This window comes from Mycobacterium sp. HM-7 (assembly GCF_053852335.1).
In genome coordinates this window covers 4,096,567-4,113,764 of sequence record NZ_CM132657.1, presented here as the reverse complement: position 1 = coordinate 4,113,764, position 17,198 = coordinate 4,096,567, and the positions used below count along the sequence as shown (strand labels likewise).

Here is a 17,198-nt window from a genome sequence, read left to right as displayed (position 1 = left end):
CCTTTCGGGCAACGATTCCTGCCCTTATAGCGGGACGAGTGCTCGTTCCGCGTATCCCTCCTTCGCGCGACGGTGATGGTTGTGATTTCTGACGTCGATGAGGCGCTGAAGAAGCTGATCACCCGCGAGGCGGTCGACCAGGGGGATGTCGAAGTGGCCTTCGACGCGCCGACCAAAGATTGGGCCGCGCGGCGCAGCGGGCCCACCATCGACGTCTATTTGTATGACATCCGCGAAGACATGCGCCGTCGGCAGCGGGGCATGATCAACGAGTACCGCGACAACATTGTCGTGTCACGGCATTTGCCCCCAAGACATTTCAAGTTGTCCTACCTGGTCGCCGCGTGGACGCAGCGTCCGGAGGATGAGCACCGCCTGCTGGCCGCACTGCTGCGTTGCTTCCTGCGTTATGAGGCACTGCCGGAGGACGTATTGGGAGGATCGCTCCAGCAACTCGGCTTGCCGGTGCCGTTGACCGTCGCGCTGCCACCGCCTGAGGATCGATCATTCGCTGACGTGTGGACGGCCCTGGGCGGTGAATTGAAACCCTCACTGGATGTGGTGGTCACCGCACCGATTGACTCCGGTCAATCGTTCGAGGCGGGTCCGCCGGTCAAGTGGGCGCCCACCCTCACCTTGCAGCGCATCGACGGGACCGCGCCTCCGGAGACTCGGCCGCGTGGTCTGACCGAGCTTGCGTTCGAGGCTTCCGGCGCGGAGCCGGCGGCAGGCGGCGCGGCCAAATCGTCGGCCGCTGGTGGATCAGACACGTCGATCCGGATCCGCAAGCGTCGTCCGAAACCCGGTGGGACGACGCAGTGACGTCGCCGGCGACCCCGGCGCTCGACAGTCGAGGATACCTGCTCGGCCGGGCAGCCGTCATCGAAGAGCGGGTCCGGACACTCGTCGCGCACCGAAGAAGCGTCGACCCGGCGCCCGACGATCAGTTCCGCGGTCTATACATCAGCGATGCGACGGTCGACGCCCTGTTGGGCGGGCCGCAGGAACCCCCACTGTTCGACTCGACGCGCCGAAACATGTTGGAAAACAATGCCGATGCCGCCGAAAGCGGGGGGATCGTCCTGCGGCTGCGCGCACTGGCGCGCACCGCGGGACTGACAGCCGACGATGTCGATCTGCTGGTCATCGCGCTGCTTCCCGACCTCGACTCCCGATTCGAGCGCTTCTACGGCTATCTCAACGACGACGTCACGCGTCGGCGTGCGACCGTCGCGTTGGCACTCGATCTCGGTGATCTCTCGCCGCTGGATGCCACAGCGCGTGCGCGCTTGTCGCCGGGGGCACCGCTGGTCGACCTCGCGCTGGTGCTGATCGAGGAAACGGATCGGCCGTTCCTCACCCGCGGACTGCGGGTGCCCGATCGGGTCACCGCCCACCTGCTCGGTGACGACAAACCCGATCCGGCCTTGACCGGGTTGCTCACCGAACCGCATCGTAATGTCACCGAGCAATCGACCGCGCTGGCGAAGGCCCTCGTTGCGGGGCAACGTTTCTGCTATCTCCGGGAGAACGGCGGATGTTCCGGAGCCGCGATCGCCGTCGACGGTTTGGACAAGGCAGCCCGGCCGGTCGTGATGTGCGATGCGCGACGTCTGGTCGCGGTCGGGGAGCCTGCGTCGGCCGTCGCGGTCTTGGGGAGGGAGGCGGTCCTGCGGGATGCCGGTCTGGTGATTTCGCCGGTCGAGCCGCTGGCCGAGCACGCTGCTCGTGTCATGCCGTTGCTGGCACGGTTGCCGGTTCCGGTGGTGCTCGTCGGTACCCAGGCATGGGATCCCGCCTGGTCGGACGAAGTTCCGCTCGTCGTCGAGACCGCCCGACTGACCACATCGGAACGTACCGACCTGTGGAAGCGTCAACTCGGATCGCTCGCCGACACCGTCGATGTCGACGATCTGGCCTCGCAATTCGCCTTTGGACCGAAAGAGGTTGCGGCGGCAATCGATTCGGCGCACGCGTCAGCGCTCCTCGATGGCGGCAGACCGACCAGTGCCGAGTTGCGCCGAGGTGCCCGGCTGCAGAACGCGGCCGGACTCGAGCGGCTGTCGCGGCGCGTGGTGCCGGGTGTTTCGTGGAGTGACTTGGTACTGCCCGATGGCACCCTGGACCAACTTCGGGAGTTGACGGTTCGAGCACGGCACCGGGAAAAGGTCCTGCGCGACTGGCAGATGCGACCCGGCGGGGGCCGGGGTAGCGGTGTCACAGCACTTTTCGCAGGGGATTCAGGCACCGGCAAGACGATGGCTGCCGAGGTGATTGCCGGTGATCTCGGCCTCGATCTGTACGCGGTGGACCTCGCGACCGTTGTCGACAAATACATCGGCGAAACCGAAAAGAACCTCGAGCGGATCTTCACGGAAGCCTCGAACGTCTCGGCGGTCCTGCTGTTCGATGAGGCGGACGCGATTTTCGGCAAGCGCAGTGAGGTCCGCGACGCGCACGATCGCTACGCCAATATCGAGAGCGCGTATCTGCTGCAGCGGATGGAGTCGTTTGACGGAGTGGCCATTTTGGCGACCAACCTGCGGGCCAATCTGGACGATGCGTTCACCCGGCGGTTGGACATGGTCGTGGACTTCCCGATGCCGGACGAGCAGGCCCGGTTGGCGCTGTGGCAGCGCTGCCTGGACGGGCCGGTGCCGGCATCCACGGAGCTGCAGCTCGACGCCTTCGCCGACGCATTCCCATTGGCCGGGGGCAACATTCGGTCGGCGGCGATCACCGCCGCGTACATGGCCGCGGGGTCCGGCCGTGCGATCGATGTGGAGCATCTGACGGCCGCGATCCATCGTGAGTACCGCAAGCAGGGCCGGCTACTGCCGACGTCCGGATCATGACCGAACCGGCGCACTCGGCGCGACCTGTCAACGATGCGTTGGTCGAGGGCCGTCGGAAGACCGAGCGTGCGCGGCAGACGGAAACACCGGCGGCCCTGATGGGCCTTCAGCGTGCCGCAGGCAATGCCGCGGTCAATGCGCTCCTGTTGGGGAAACTCAGGGCGCCGGGCAAAGGGGAGATCGAATCGGCGCTGCGCGAAATGCGACACGATGAGCCCGCGGTCGACATCGTCGAAAAAGGTTTGAAGGCAGCCAAATCCGTCGGTGTGCCCGTGGAGTTGGAAGGGCCGAAACCGCCGGCGGCGGCGCTCGCGGTGAACATCACCGGGTTCGGGCCCAACGTCGTTGCACCCAAGAAGCCGGTCCCGCCGCCGAAACCGGTGCCGGCGAAAAGTCGGCTGGGCGCCGCCGCGGCCAAGCCGGCCAAGCGAACGGGTGGGGGCGGGGGCGCCGGTCCGCAGCCGACAGTGGCGCCTCCGACCGCCGCGTCGGGCGGCGCTGCGGCACCGTTGTCGGCCGATCAGTTGCTGCAGCCGCCAGTGGCGCCACAGTCCGTTGCACCACATGAAGATCCGGCATTCACCGCCGTCACTCACAATGTCGGGACCTTCGCCAAGGACAAGCGCGCACATCCACCGGCGGCGTCGAAGGCCAAGGAAGCTCAAGATGCGGCGCTCGCGCCGACCGATGATGTTGCCGGGCAAGCGAAGGCAGCCAAGGTCGACACCATGGATGCCCAGCAGGCCGGTTCGTTCGACAAGAAGGCATTCATTGCCGCGGTCAAGGCCGCCATTGAGGCGAAGTCCCCGAAGACGTTGAAGGAAGCGGACAACTACGCGAAATCCGGCAAGGCCGGCGAGGTCAAAGGCGAGGTCAAAGGCCTGGTGTCCAAGGACAAGGACGGCGAGACCCACGACCTCAAGACCGCCACCGAGGCCGCGCCTGACACGTCCAAAACGGTGCCCAAGCCGGTGACCCCGATGGGGCCCGAACAACAGGGCCCCGCGCCGGCGATACCTGCCGGTGGCGCGGTACCCAAACCGGCGCCGCCGCAGCAACTCAATCTCGAAGCCGGCAAGCAGCAAGCCAATCAGGAGATGGCCGACGCCAACGTCGATGAGAAGCAACTCTCCGAATCCAACGAGCCCGAGTTCAACCAGGCTCTCGCGGACAAGAAAGAGGCTGCGGCGCACGCCGACACGGCGCCCGCCGAGTACCGCAAGCAGGAACAGGACACGATTTCGCAAGCCCACACCGAGGCCGCCGCGGAGACCAAGGCGGGCGTCGCCGGAATGCAGGGTTCCAAGGCGACTGCACTGGCCAAACTCGTCGCGGACAAAGGGAAGACGAAGTCGAAGGACGAACAGAAGCGGGCCGAGGTCACCGCCAAGATTCAATCGATCTTCGCCGCGACCGAAGCCGACGTGAAGAAGATCCTCGACGGCATCGACCCGAAGGTGGAGAAGGAGTTCGATCAGGGCGAGGCCGTCGCGCGGAAGGCGTTCGAGGCCTACGTCTCGGCGAAGATGGCCGCCTACAAGAAGGACCGCTACGGCGGCTGGCTCGGCGGATTCCGTTGGGCCAAGGACAAATTGCTCGGTATGCCGTCGAAGGTCAACGAATTCTACGAGGCCGGGCGTGAGCTGTACCTCAAACAGATGGACCTGGTCATCTCGCGGGTCGCCGACATTGTCGGCAATGACCTGACCGCTGCGAAGAAGAGGATCGCGGCGGGAAAGACGGAGATCGCGTCGTACGTGAAGAGCCTGCCCGCCGGCCTGCAGAAGTTGGGTGCCGAGGCGTCGAAGGAGATCAACGACAAGTTCGAGCAGCTCGAGGAGGACGTCAAGTCCAAGCAGGACGCCGTCGTCGACACGCTGGCCACCAAGTACGTCGAAGCCCGCAAGGGCCTCGACGAGCGGATCGAAGAGTTGCAGGCGGAGAACAAGGGGCTGGTCGACAAGGCGATCGGCGCAATCAAGGCCGTCATCAACACGATTCGCAAACTGGCCGCAATGCTGATGGACACGCTCGCCCGGGTGGCGCACGTCGTCGGCGACATCATCAAGCACCCGGTGCGATTCCTCAGCAACCTGGTCGAGGGCATCAAGGGCGGCATCATCAGGTTCAAGGACAACATCCTGACGCACCTGCGCAAGGGCCTGATGACGTGGCTGTTCGGCGCCTTGGCCGAAGGCGGCATCGAGCTGCCCGACAAGTTCGACCTGCAGGGCATCATCAAACTGCTGGCGTCGATCTTCGGACTCACCTGGCGAAACATCCGCAACCGCTTGGTGAAACAGATCGGCGAGCCGGCGATGGCCGCCATCGAAAAGGGCGTCGAGGTCTTCAAGCTCCTCGCCTCCGGCGGTGTCGGCGCGCTGTGGCAGATGCTGATGGACAAGCTCGGAGACATCAAGGAGATGATCCTTGAGCAGGTCAAGGATTTCGTGATCACCAAGATCATCACCGCGGGCATCACCTGGCTGATCGGCCTGCTCAACCCGGCCGCGGCCTTCATCAAGGCCTGCAAGCTGATTTACGACATCATCATGTTCTTCGTCAACAACGCCGAGCGGATTCTGAAGTTCGTCAACACTGTGATCGACTCGGCAGCCGATATCGTCCGCGGCAACATCGGCGGCGTCGTGACGAAGATCGAGGACGTCCTCGGCCAGTTGGTGCCCATCCTCATCGGCTTCCTCGCCAGCGTGATCGGTATCGGCGGCATCGGGCAGAAGGTCCGCGAGATCATCGAGAAGCTGCAGAAGCCGGTCACCAAGGCCATCGACTTCGTGATCAAGACCGGTCTCAAGCTCGCCGGACCGATCATTCGCGGTCTCAAGGGGATTGGCAGCAAGGTCAAGGCCAAGGTGGCGGCGGGCAAGGCGTGGGTGAAGGGGAAGGTTGAAGCGGGAAAGCAGTGGGTGAAGGGGAAGGCAACAGCTGGAAAGGCCTGGGTGAAAGATAAGGCCGCTGGTGCTGTGCGGAAGGTCAGAGACTGGTTCACATTGCGTAAGGTCTTCACCGCGCGCGATGGCGCGTCTCACACCCTGTACTGGGACGGGCGTGGTGCAGGAGCGAAGCTGTCCGTCGCATCCAATCCAACGCCGGTAGAAGTGATGCTCAACAATGCCAAACGGTTGATTGGTGTAGCCCATCCACAGTATGGAGACCTTCAGGCGGCGCAATCCCAGCAGGACACCATCGCGAAGCTGAAGAAGATCGTCGAACAGACAGGGTCCGTTGGGCGCCAGGCAACCGATGTCGATGCACTCAACGACGCGATGGAGATGTTAGTGCCACTCTTGAAACCGCTTGTGCCAATAGTGTTCCCGGCGACCGCGGGACCTGTCTCGGCTGGGACGCTGCCGGGCTGGGTACAGCCGTTCAAATTAGTGAAACTCAAAGACCGGGCGGTGGTGGCGCGAGTTCTATCGCTCCAGACGGAAGAAATGTCTGTGAGCGGTTCCGGCCCGAAAAGCGCGCCGCGAGTCAATGTCCAGCAGCAGATGGTTCAATTCCAGATCCTCCGGCCGCGAAGCAAACCTGATGAGACGTTCCATAATCCATTGAAAGGAGCGGTTGTCGGGTCTGCCGAGCGTGTCACTGCAGGAGAGGTCAATCGCAATTGGGAAATGTATCCCGACGACGGAACAAAGCGGATGTACTACATGGGACCCAATCCCCGTATCAAGAGTGATGTCGGGCGCGCGGTGGAGAGCCGCATGCGGTCAGAAGGCAAGATCGTCGGAGACCAGGTTCGGTATGAACGCGACGAAAATGGGGTCGCGACGCCAGGCAAGTTCACGCTATGGCCGATCAGCGCATGCGCGATGGGTCACATCGTCGACGCGGTGACTTGGTGGAACACCAATGGACGGTTCACCGGCCCGCAATCAGCCGAGGTTGAGCAGTTTATGACCGATCCCAACAACTACGAGATCGAGCCGTCGGGTCCGAATTCGCTGCGCGGCGCAGCTCTCGGTAAGCGGCAACAGTATTTAGATTCCACGAAATAGCTCGAGGCGCGGCGCGGGCTGGACAATGACGCGTGGTGAGAGTCCACTTGAACCGTGAATACACGACGGAGGTCTCTGCCAGCCGGAACGCTGGCGCACCCGTCAGTGCCACGTCGGTCCCGTCAGCCGTGGATTGTCACCTGGCAGCCGGACCTTCCGTCGCTGTTGCGGCAGACCAACCCCACCACACGGGCCCGAATGATGCTCGAACTCCAACGCACTATCGGCAACTCCGCCACGTCTGAGCTCGTGACCCAGCCTCCGCAGTCCACACCGACCGTGCACGGCGGCGGCCCCAGCGTCTCCCTTCACGGTGACACCTCCGCCGAATACGACGGCGGGATCTCGAATTGGGCGCCCAGGTCGATGAAGCGCGCGAAGAGTTGCACCGACTGTCCCGAGGACAACCCGTGCCTGCACGCGGTCGGCGCCTTCAAGGTCACCTATAACGCGAAGGTGACCATCCGGATGCCGGATGTGCCGGACGGCCTGACCGAATGTCAGCAGCACCGCGTGCGCGCATTCTTGCGCGACGTGCTCCGTCCACACGAGAACGAACATGCGCGGCGGTTCCGCACCTACAACGGCACGACGACGCATCCCATCGATTTCACCGGATGCGGCACCGGCGCACTGCAGGAGCATCTGCAGGGGATTCACGACACCGAAGAGGCGCAACGCCATAGCGATGCCGATGCGCTCTCGGCGGCCATCGATCCGTTCAACCGGCCGATCGACCTCGACTGTGACAGCTGAACTACTAGTGCACGCGGGACCACAGCCCGCCGGCGGCCGCCAGCGCGGCCCCGAGCAGGATCAGAATCATCCCGTAGCTCGGGAGGCCGGCCGAAACATGCTGCCATGCCAGCGAAACGAGCAGGAGCAGCCAGAACCCGACAGCCACGAGGGCGATCAGAGCTGCCACCCGGATGGTCCACTTTCCGCGGCTGACGAAGGCGGTCACAATCAATGCGATGGCCAGTATGAAGATGGAAAGCCGTTCGGGCGGTTGGGAAAACACGACGAACTGGTCAGGCGATTGATGCCACAGGAACATCACGCCATACTGGCTGATGCCGTCGAGCAGTCCGGTCTTGGCGGAGTTTGACCACCAGTTCGATTCGAAAAGCCATCTGGCGTTGAACAGCCGCACTTCCGATGCCCAGGGTTCGGCGGCGCCCCACATCACGAACAGGCCGCCGAAGACGATGAGTGCCATTTGTGCGATGGGGATCCAGTCCCAGCCGGAATGAATGAATGTGGCCTTGGCGGTGAGGGTTTCGTGGTTATCCGAGGCGGTGACCTCCAGCTGACGCGTTGCTTCCTCGCCACGCTTGGCCGGGTTGGGCGCGGTCACCGTGATCGTGCCCCAGGCCACCCCGCCGGGCGGGACATCGAAGCCGGGTGGCGAGAATTCGAACTGCACCACGCCTTCGGCATCGGTCCCCGACATGCCGGCTTGTAGCCACTGCGACTGATGTCGGTTCTCGATGCAGAACTGCAGCTCGCCGCGCGGATCATCGGCCCGAAGCGTCTCGGGCGTCACCGTCAGGCGTGAAACCGAGTAGGCGGTCACCGATGTCGACTGGACGAGCGAGCCGGTTGCCTCGACTTCACCGTCGCCGTAGGTGGCCACCACGGAGAACGGCTTGGATGACTCCTTGCCCGGCGGGGGCGGTGGTGTGCTGATCCGCACCGATGTGGTCACGGCCCGGTCGGCCGGCACCGACAGGCGTGGGTGACCGAACGAGAAGCGCACCGCCCCTTCGGGATCGCGTCCCTCGAATCGCACGGTGCGTGTCATCGTCGAACCGCGATTGTCGACAATCAGTGCGACATCAGCGAATTCGGAATCCCGCACGTGTGGCGAGCTGGGATCGATTCGCAGGCGAAGCGCTGCCGCGACAGTGCGCTCTTGGTTGACGATCACGGGTGCTTCGATGGCGGTGCTGCCTTCGGTTGCGGTGATTGTGAGCTGCCGAACCGCAGTTTCCCCGGCCCGGATCTCTGGCACGGTGAATTCTGCGAGCGCCGTTGACGATAGGCCGGGTTCGAGGACCAGCCACGGCGGCGAGAAGGTGAATCTGACCTTTCCCTCGGGGTCGGCTCCGGACAGCGCCACCTGACGTGAGTGGTTACTGCTGTTGTCGAGCACGACTTCGACGGTGCCGGCGGTCTCGTCCACGAGGCGCACTGCGGTCGGCCGGGTGGTCATCTTGACCGCCGGCCCGGACTGCGGGACGGTGAGAGTGACGGGACGTTCGGTGAACCGAGCCTCATCGCGTTGTGAACAGGCTCGCAGCCCGACGGTGATGGTCTGCGCGGGAATCAGCGTCCCGGGTGTCATGCCGAAGGTGGCAGTGATGACTTCCGTCGCTCCCGGCATCAGATTGCTCTCTGTCTGGCTCAATGTCAGCCAGGGCGGTGCCCCGATCAGCTTCAGGGGATACGCATCGACGATGGTCGACGGATTGCGGACCTGGACCTCGATGGTGGCTTCCGGCTCCAGCACCGCCTCGGCGTTGGGGATTTCCACTTCGGGTGCCTGGGCCGGGCTTGTGGTGCTGGGAGCTGTCACGTGTGGCATGTCGACCGAGGTGTCCGGATTCGTCGGCCGGGCCGGCATCGTCGGTGGGGCGTCAGGATCGGGCCTGTTGCTTGGCACGTCCCAGCCGAGGTACTCGTCGCACTCGACGCAAAAGCGAGCATCTGCGGCGTTCGGTGTGCCGCAGTTGCTACATACGTGTTCGGTCATCAGCCGTCCGCGAAGGTCGAAACGTCACCGTTGTGAGCGGACTATATCCCGGTTTTCGGGGGCCTCGACGCGCTTCCGACATCACCATTCATTGCCCGTCTTGTTTAGGAATCGTGGTCGGCACAGTCCTCGTGACGTTGGACGTACGTTTGCGCAGAGGCCTTGCCGGAGTCTTCCTCTTCTTCCTCGCCCTCTTCGCGCTGCACCATGGGCACCGCCGAGCTCTCGGTCGACCGCTGAACATCGTGTGTGGCGGGAGGCGCCGCGGACATCACGCGATCGGCGTTGGCGACCGCTTCGCGTTCGAACCGATCGGAGGGGTTACTGACTTTCACACCACCACCGGCGTCGGTCCCGTCGACCGGCCCATTGCGTTGTTGCACAACGTGAGTCAGTTCATGGGCCAGCATGTGCTGGCCGGCCTGTGAATCGGGTTCGTACTTGCCCTGTTGGAAGACGATGTCGGAGCCGACGGTGTAGGCCTGAGCGTTCACGGACTTGGCCGAGTTGTGTGCCGCCGCGTCGGTGTGGATCCTGACGTCGCCGAAATCGTGGCCGAGCCGGCCTTCCATGTCGGCCCGCAGCGCGGGCTCCATCGGTGAGCCACCCGACCCGATCACGTCGTGAACGGGGGAGCGCTCCTGTTCGATCAATTCGGTGGTGCCGGCGTTGCCGATGGCGCGTTGCAGCCCCATCATCCCGGGGGCGCCGGCGGCGTCGAGGCGCCCCGACATCGCGGCCTTGAGGGCGACTGCCGATTCCGCATCCTCGATCCGGGATGCCTTGGGGCGCAGGCTGGATTCTTGGTCGAAGCCGTCATGGGTATGCATGTTGTCCCTCGCTTGCCGGTGTCCGTCCGGTTTCCAGCATCCCCGGATGCGGCGGGCGACGGAAGAGACGAGCGTCTACGCGTTGGGGCACATCACGCTGCCCATTCGGGCAGTGAGGGCGAGCGGTCGGTGCCGATGATGAGGGGACCGAATATCGGCATCCGTGTTTACGTTTTCGGGTCGCAGAAATTGCTAAGGTCAACGGATGTGGCTTCCCGGATGAGCCTCGGGTTGTCGGTGCGCGAAGGTTGCTACTGCATATAACTACTGCATATAACTCGGGATGGCGGGGTGCGGTGATGAGCGGTCGGGCGGTCCTGGGTTCCGGTTGGACGTTGGCAGTCGATTTCGGCACGACTGCAACGGCGGCCGCCGTTCGCGAAGCAGACGGCAGAGTCAGCGGGCTCGTGCTGTCTGACGGAACGGTGACGACGCCGTCATCCGTGCTCGCCGACCCCAACGGTCTGCTCGTCGGTACCAAGGCAGACAGCGCAGCGGGATACAGCCTCGACCGGTACGAGCCGACCCCTAAGCGGGCCGTCGGCAGGGCCACGGTATTGCTGGGCGACTCGGAATTCCGTCCGCCGACGTTGGTCGCCGCGGTGTACGCCGCGATCATCGGGGAAGCGGTGCGTCAGCACAACCACGTGCCGCCTTCGCAGTTGGTATTGACGCATCCGGTTGATTGGACGGACCGGCGCCTCGACGTTCTTCGCGAAGCGGTCATGCTGGCGGGCACCCAGCTCGAGATATCCCTTCCCACACCGCTTTTTGTACCAGAACCGGTTGCTGCCGCGACCTATTACGCACGCCTGGAAGCGTCTGACGACGAGCGGACGGCGAGAATTGGCGCAGCCACGAAATCGGCGGACGCAGGCGACGAAGCCGACGAGGAGTATTTCGCGGTATACGACCTCGGCGGGGGCACGTTCGATGCCACGGTGTTGTCTCGCTCATCGGGTGGGTTCGAGATTCTGTCGACTGGAGGGATCGATCCGCTCGGTGGATTCGAGTTCGACAATCGGCTGTTCAACTATCTGGGGCAGACGCACTACAAGAAGATCGGCCCGAGCATGTGGCAGGCGCTTGCCCATCCCGATCCCGATGATCCCGACAGCGGTATGCGCCGGCGTTTTCTTGATGCCACCGTCCGTCAGGTAAAGGAGGACCTGTCCGGGCACACGCAGCGGACGGTTCGTCTGCCCGGGCTCGCGGAACCGGTTCTGGTCACGCGCGCCGAGTTTGAAAACCTCATCAGAAGTGACCTTCAGGCGACGATCACGGAGCTCGAGGCGACGCTGTCCCGCGCGGGCCTCACGCCGGACCAGTTGGCCGGGATCTACCGGATCGGTGGATCGTCGCGGATTCCGTTGGTCGGCAATCTCCTTGATCAGTTTCAGCGTCCGGTGCACGTCGTCGATCACCCGAAGACCGTCGTTGCTCTCGGTGCGGCTATCGAATCGGCTGATTCGGCTGGTTCGGCCGCAACGGTCGAGGCGGTCGAGCCCAAGGTTGTGGATGCGCAGCCCATGCTCACACCCAAGGAAGTACTCGTGAACGCCGTGACCCTGCTGCATCGGTCCGGGAAATGGCATGAGGTCGTGGCGAAAGCCGATGAGCTGGCGCGCCTGAGTCCGAGGGATCCTGATCCGGGCGGGATGGTCGCCGATGCACGCGAGAAGTTGCGTCAGGCCGACCTCGCCGATCGCTATGCCCGCGGGGTCGACCTGCTCCACAAGGCGCAGTGGAGGGAAGCAATCCGGACGTTTGTCGCGATCGAGGACGAAGAACCCGGCTACCGCGATACCTCCGCGCTGATCAATGCGGCCCAAAAGCTGGATGAGACAACGGGAAGCGAACGGGTTTCGACCGTGCCGCCGGCCGCTCAACCTGCTGTCCAACCGTCACCGTCACCGTCCGCCGAAGCGCCCCGCCACGTGACGGCACCTCGCGCCACTACGGAATCACACGTCACTGCAGACTCGCGCGGGCTCAAACGCCCGGCCGTCGTGGTCGGCGCCGCGGCGGCAGCGGTTGTCGTTGTGGGAGTGGTGATTGCGATCTTCTCCGGGCAGGATTCGCCGTCCACGAATGGTCCGGACGCGAATTCCGCGGACGCCGGGTCGTCGTTGCCGTCGCTGGGGGCGTCTTCCGAGGCGCCTCGCCCGATCAACACCATTGACGATTATCTCAAGGCGAACGGCATCCAGTCGGTGGCGGTTTCGCCGACGACGCCGGGCGCGCCGCACATCGAACTCCCGGTGCCGCCGGGGTGGACTCGCATGCCAGAAGGCGCGGGCGGCAATTACTTTGCGGTCGTCCTCGATACACCGGCCAAGCCTGACGACGCCCCGCGCTTCGTCGTGACGGTCGACAAACTGGTGGGCAACGTCGACACGGAGAAGATTCTCGCGCTCGCATCTGGTGCGGCTCAGCAGCTGCAGCGGTATAACGGCGACCCTCCGGTGCGAGCCGCGCTGAGTGACTTTCCCGGAGCTCGATTCGTCGGTCATTACGTCAAGAACGACCAGGCGCGGATGATCGCGGAGTACGTTGTCGTGATCCCTGGAACCGACGGAACGTACCTGATGCGGATCAGTACCGACAGTCCAGACGTCGATGCCGGGGCGGTGATGGCGGCAGCCAAAGTGTTCTCGCAGAAGACCAAAATCACCGTGTGAAGTGTGCTAGCGTCCGGAACTTGAGTAGTCGACTACTCATGCCCGCATTTGCATCTTCAGGTCACACTCTTGAGTGTCTCGGCTACCGCGATCGAAGGATGAGCAGATGGATGCGAAGACAACATCATTCTGGTATCGGCGCCCCGGGGTAATCGCTGCGACCGCTGCGATGGCCGCCGGCGTGAGCATCGCGGTAATCGGGCCCAGTGATCGTGATTCCGTGAACTTCGATGCGTCGGCGCCCCATGCCACGTGGTCGATGGGGTACATCCTCGTCACTGCCGATCCTTGGGCTCCGGACCCGCAAACCGCTGCGCCGCCGCCTCCGCCACCGCCCGCAGCCCCGCCGGCGCCCGCAGCCCCGGCCTACGAGGCACCGGCGCGGCAGTACGCGCCGCAGTACGTCCCGCCGCCGGCGCCGCCTCCGCCACCACCGCCCCAACTGAACATCAGACTCGACAATCCGATTACGGCTGCGTTCGTGTCGATGGCGAATAATCCTCCCGGGTCCACGGTGGGGTGCCACATGAACACTGTGGCGACTTCCGGTACCGCCGCCGCAGTCGGCTGGGCGGCTGATAACGACTTCTCGCTGACTGGCGGGCAGGAAGCGCGAGTTCCGGCCGGCAGCAGCAACGGACCTGCGACTGGTTCGAGCTTCCACATCACCGTCAATTGCGACAACGGGACATCGACCAGCATGGACGCGGTCTACTGACCGACGGTTTCGCATTTTGATTCGGGATGTCTTGTGGTGCAGATTGATTCGTGGGCGAATCCATCCGTGCGAGCGCCTGCGCGTTGGGGCACACAACGATGCCCTTTTGGGCAGTGGTGGTTTGCGTCGACTCGTTGACTGTCTCGGTTGGTACTAGCGTTCTACCCACCAGATCTGGTTCGCGCGACCGTTCGGGAGGAAGACGATGCGTCGATTCGCGCACCAATCCGAGTGCGGCACCGATTTCGCGAAGGTCGGAAGGAGTGCTTCCTGCCGTCCTGTCGAAGTGCAATTGTTGGCTTTGCAGAAGAGCATCGGAAATCGTGCGCTCAGCGCTCAACTGAACAAAAACCCGACGAGCCGGCAGGACACGTCTGATCTGAACGGCGCTGTCATCCAACGGGCGTGTTGCGAGAGTTGTGCCGATGGAAACCAGTGCGAGAACTCGGAAGAGGCACCACCCCAGCCGATTCCAGTGCAAGCACTCGATGTCAACTCGGTGGCCCCCGTGCTCGTACTCCAGCGGCAGGCAGCCAATCACCCGTCGTCATCCGATTTGTTATCGCCGCCAAAGCGGCCGGACACAATCATCGTCCAGCGCGATGACGATGCCGAGGAACCAGCAGGATGCGGATTCTGTATCGACCCTGGCCCGGCAGGGACCCAAGCCCACAACCAAATTCAGGCACGGATGGGCAAACTTGGCATCGATAGTGAGGTTGCGACAGCGGCTGGGGTGGGCCGCGGCGGTCGTGGACGACTCGACTTGGCGCGCTGGAATGACAAGGTGATCGAGATCGGCGAGATCAAGCCCGATCATGCCACCGGGCTTGCCAACGGCGTTGCGGACCTCACGTACTACAAGGGCGCGCTCGAGAAGTCGAAGGATCCCAAGTTCAAAGACAAAGAAGTCCGCATGTTGCAGGATGCCGGACCCGCTCCGATGGTGTTCGACAACCCCGGCGTCGCGCTGCCGGAGCAGCAGATGCTCGAAACCCGAAATGTCAATGGCGTATTCGGCTACAAATGCCTGCCGCCGAACTGGCTCTATTTCACCGCCGCCGGCCAGCTCAGCCCCCACGACAAGAAGGTCCCACGCGAGGTGCTCAAGGCCAAGCGCGACTTCTTCAACAGCGACTGCATCAAAAAGAAGACCAAGCGACAGCCTGTTGAGGAGGAGCGGGTCAGGATCCTTGACCGCGCAGGAGCCCGGCGTTTGGTCAAGGTATCAATGGCAATATCGCTGTTGCAGTCTCGATTCTTCCATGTGAACCAGCAACTACAGCTCTTGAGCGGTGAGCATCATCAGCGCCGGAACATGGCGGCGCAGCAGGTTCTGCTGGGCTCCAAGTGGGGACCGTTCGCCACAGCCGCGGCCGCATACGACCTTGCCACAATGCCGAGTCTCGATATCTGGACCGCCGCCCAAGCAGCGGCCAAAATGTGCGAAGGCGCAAAGGAACTGACGCCACTGGTGCAGGGACTGGACGCGCTGGACAAGGCGTTCGCCGAGGCGCGATACACCTACCTGACCTACCGGGGCGACAAAGCAGTGGCGGCCGACACGCCGGCTACTGCCGCCGGCGCATCTGCGCCGTCGCCGGCCGCGCCACCTGTGCCGGCGAAGTCGGCTGCCGGCCACACGCCGGCTTCAACGACTGCTCCGCCCGCCGAGGGCGGAATCGACCCCGTCAAAGTTGCGGCGATTGCCGCAGTCGTTCTGTTGACACTGCTCATTTTGCAACCAGAGCTCGGCGTCGCGACAGTGGCGGCGGCAGGCGCCGAAACCGCCGGCGCCGGCGCCGGCGTCGCCACCGCGGCGGGGATGGAGGCCGCGGGCGGAGTGTTGATGGGGGAGGCCGCCACCGCGGCCGAAGCCGGTCTGGAACTGGCAGCGGAATACGTCGCGACGGAACCGGTACTCGGCGCTGCCGCAATGTAGTTCGAATCGGGTCAACTGAGCCCTCGGACCCCTACCGATCGAGAAAGAAAACGCCCCGCCAGAATTCCGGCAAGCCGACAATTGCTGCCCGGGCTCCGACGATCAGCTGCTGGTGTGGTTGCAGTGTCGACGTGATGTCGTCCGGTTTCATCGCGCGGGACTTGGAGACATCCGCGTTCAGTCGTCCGCCCGCGCCGTCGCGGGTAGCCAGGCCGATGTCCACAAGATGGTTCGCCAGCACCGCCCTGCTCAGCACCGGCGTGACGAAGACATTCCGTATCGGCTCGCCGGACTGCTGAGTGATCCATGGAATCCAGATGTCCTGTTCCGTTCTCAGGTCGGACGGCGGTTGCTTGCCGACGTAGGCCTTTCGCAGGGCATCGAATTGTGCCGTGACCGCGTCCACTTCCTGATCGCTGCGGAAACTCGCGAGTTCAAAGCGCATCAGTTTCAGGTGCTTCTGCTGAATTTCCGCATCGGTCATCCGTCGCTTACCGCCGGCTTCGGCGACTCGGATGTCAGCCGAGATGCGTTCAGTGTCGACGATCGCGTCGGTGTACACCTGCGAACCCGTCGCCATCGGAAGTACGGCGGCGCTGAGATCGTCCAACATCTGCAGCGATTGAACTTGCCGCAGGGCAGGGGAGAGCTCGGCGGCGATCTTGGGTACAGGTACGTCGAATTTCAGATTGGCAGAGATCCCACCTTCGACGAACTCGCCGGCCACTTCGCCAACGGCCTCCAACGACTTTTCCGCAGCGAGGCCGGCTTTCGCGGCTCGTGCGATGAGAATTTCGGCGCCCAGCCCGACGCTGATTCCGATCGCGGCGCCAGACGCGTAATCCAACCAGGCCTGCTCGGTCTGCGCTTCGGCCGCGGCCTGTTTGACCACCAACTCGTAGTGGTCATAGCAGCGCCGGTACACGCTATTGAGCCACTTGTAGTACTCACGCAGCGAATTGATGTCCTGCGTGGCGTTCTTCGTGAAGGCCGACAGGTTCATCTGGCGCGTCTTCAGCTTCATGCCGAGGATCTCGGTGTCGTTGAGAGTCGGGATCAGCGGCTTTGCCGGAGTGCGCTGGACGGTCGATCGCTGTATAGGGGCAGACCCTTCTTGGCGGGGCGCGTGTAGCAGCCGCTGGGTTTCCCGGTTGCCGACCGTTCGCTGTAGTTGGACGGCGAGTCTCGAGCCTGCGCCCTGATCCCACGTCGAAGCGCTTTCGAGAGACGCTGGAGCAGTGATGTCCCCTGGCCGGTGCGTGGTGGTGGACGGCGCCCGTCCTGCTGGATTGCGCACGGCCTGAGTGGCTTCCTCACGCTGTGAAGCACGCGGGATACTCATTTGAACGATCATGCCCCACGCGTCCACATGCGGTTAGGTTCGATCGGGCAGAT

Annotated in this window: 10 protein-coding genes; 7 read left to right on the top strand and 3 right to left on the bottom strand. The window is 63.8% G+C overall.

Features of this window, described 5'->3' with window-relative positions; genetic code table 11:
- Positions 1-81: 81 nt before the first annotated feature.
- The 4 genes from ACWW1C_RS19835 (at position 82) to ACWW1C_RS19820 (ending at position 7,633) form a co-directional block, all read left to right on the top strand.
- The gene (locus tag ACWW1C_RS19835; RefSeq protein ID WP_455979984.1) at positions 82-822 is read left to right on the top strand and encodes a DUF4255 domain-containing protein; all 741 of its coding nucleotides are present in this window, start codon (positions 82-84) and stop codon (positions 820-822) included.
- Positions 819-2,855 (top strand): ATP-binding protein, encoded by a 2,037-nt coding sequence (locus ACWW1C_RS19830; RefSeq protein WP_455979983.1) that lies wholly within the window; start codon positions 819-821, stop codon positions 2,853-2,855. The genes ACWW1C_RS19835 and ACWW1C_RS19830 overlap by 4 nt, the downstream gene beginning before the upstream one ends.
- On the top strand, positions 2,852-6,877 hold the full coding sequence (locus tag ACWW1C_RS19825) for a phage tail protein (RefSeq protein ID WP_455979982.1): 4,026 nt from the start codon (positions 2,852-2,854) through the stop codon (positions 6,875-6,877). Before ACWW1C_RS19830 ends, ACWW1C_RS19825 begins: the two co-directional genes overlap by 4 nt.
- Positions 6,878-7,156: 279 nt before the next feature.
- Positions 7,157-7,633 carry a hypothetical protein gene (locus tag ACWW1C_RS19820; RefSeq protein ID WP_455979981.1) on the top strand — a complete coding sequence of 159 codons (477 nt, stop codon included), beginning with the start codon at positions 7,157-7,159 and terminating at the stop codon, positions 7,631-7,633.
- 4 nt (positions 7,634-7,637) lie between these two features.
- On the opposite strand, the gene ACWW1C_RS19815 is transcribed toward ACWW1C_RS19820, so the two are convergent.
- Both ACWW1C_RS19815 and ACWW1C_RS19810 read right to left on the bottom strand, forming a co-directional pair.
- Positions 7,638-9,632, bottom strand: a complete 1,995-nt coding sequence (locus ACWW1C_RS19815; protein ID WP_455979980.1) for a hypothetical protein — start codon at positions 9,630-9,632, stop codon at positions 7,638-7,640.
- A 104-nt stretch (positions 9,633-9,736) separates the two neighbouring features.
- On the bottom strand, positions 9,737-10,462 hold the full coding sequence (locus tag ACWW1C_RS19810; RefSeq protein WP_455979979.1) for an eCIS core domain-containing protein: 726 nt from the start codon (positions 10,460-10,462) through the stop codon (positions 9,737-9,739).
- 443 nt (positions 10,463-10,905) lie between these two features.
- On the opposite strand from ACWW1C_RS19810, the gene ACWW1C_RS19805 reads away from it, so the two are divergent.
- The 3 genes from ACWW1C_RS19805 to ACWW1C_RS19795 all read left to right on the top strand — a co-directional run bounded on the left by ACWW1C_RS19805 (position 10,906) and on the right by ACWW1C_RS19795 (position 15,803).
- Positions 10,906-13,143 carry an LpqN/LpqT family lipoprotein gene (locus ACWW1C_RS19805; RefSeq protein ID WP_455979978.1) on the top strand — a complete coding sequence of 746 codons (2,238 nt, stop codon included), beginning with the start codon at positions 10,906-10,908 and terminating at the stop codon, positions 13,141-13,143.
- A 106-nt stretch (positions 13,144-13,249) separates the two neighbouring features.
- Positions 13,250-13,861 carry a hypothetical protein gene (locus ACWW1C_RS19800; RefSeq protein WP_455979977.1) on the top strand — a complete coding sequence of 204 codons (612 nt, stop codon included), beginning with the start codon at positions 13,250-13,252 and terminating at the stop codon, positions 13,859-13,861.
- 205 nt (positions 13,862-14,066) lie between these two features.
- Positions 14,067-15,803: a hypothetical protein gene (locus ACWW1C_RS19795; RefSeq protein ID WP_455979976.1), complete on the top strand. Its 1,737-nt coding sequence runs from the start codon at positions 14,067-14,069 to the stop codon at positions 15,801-15,803.
- Positions 15,804-15,834: 31 nt separating this feature from the next.
- Here ACWW1C_RS19795 and ACWW1C_RS19790 read toward each other — a convergent pair whose 3' ends face one another.
- A complete protein-coding gene (locus ACWW1C_RS19790) occupies positions 15,835-16,827 on the bottom strand; it encodes a hypothetical protein (RefSeq protein WP_455979975.1) in 993 nt (330 codons plus the stop codon).
- Positions 16,828-17,198: the final 371 nt, after the last annotated feature.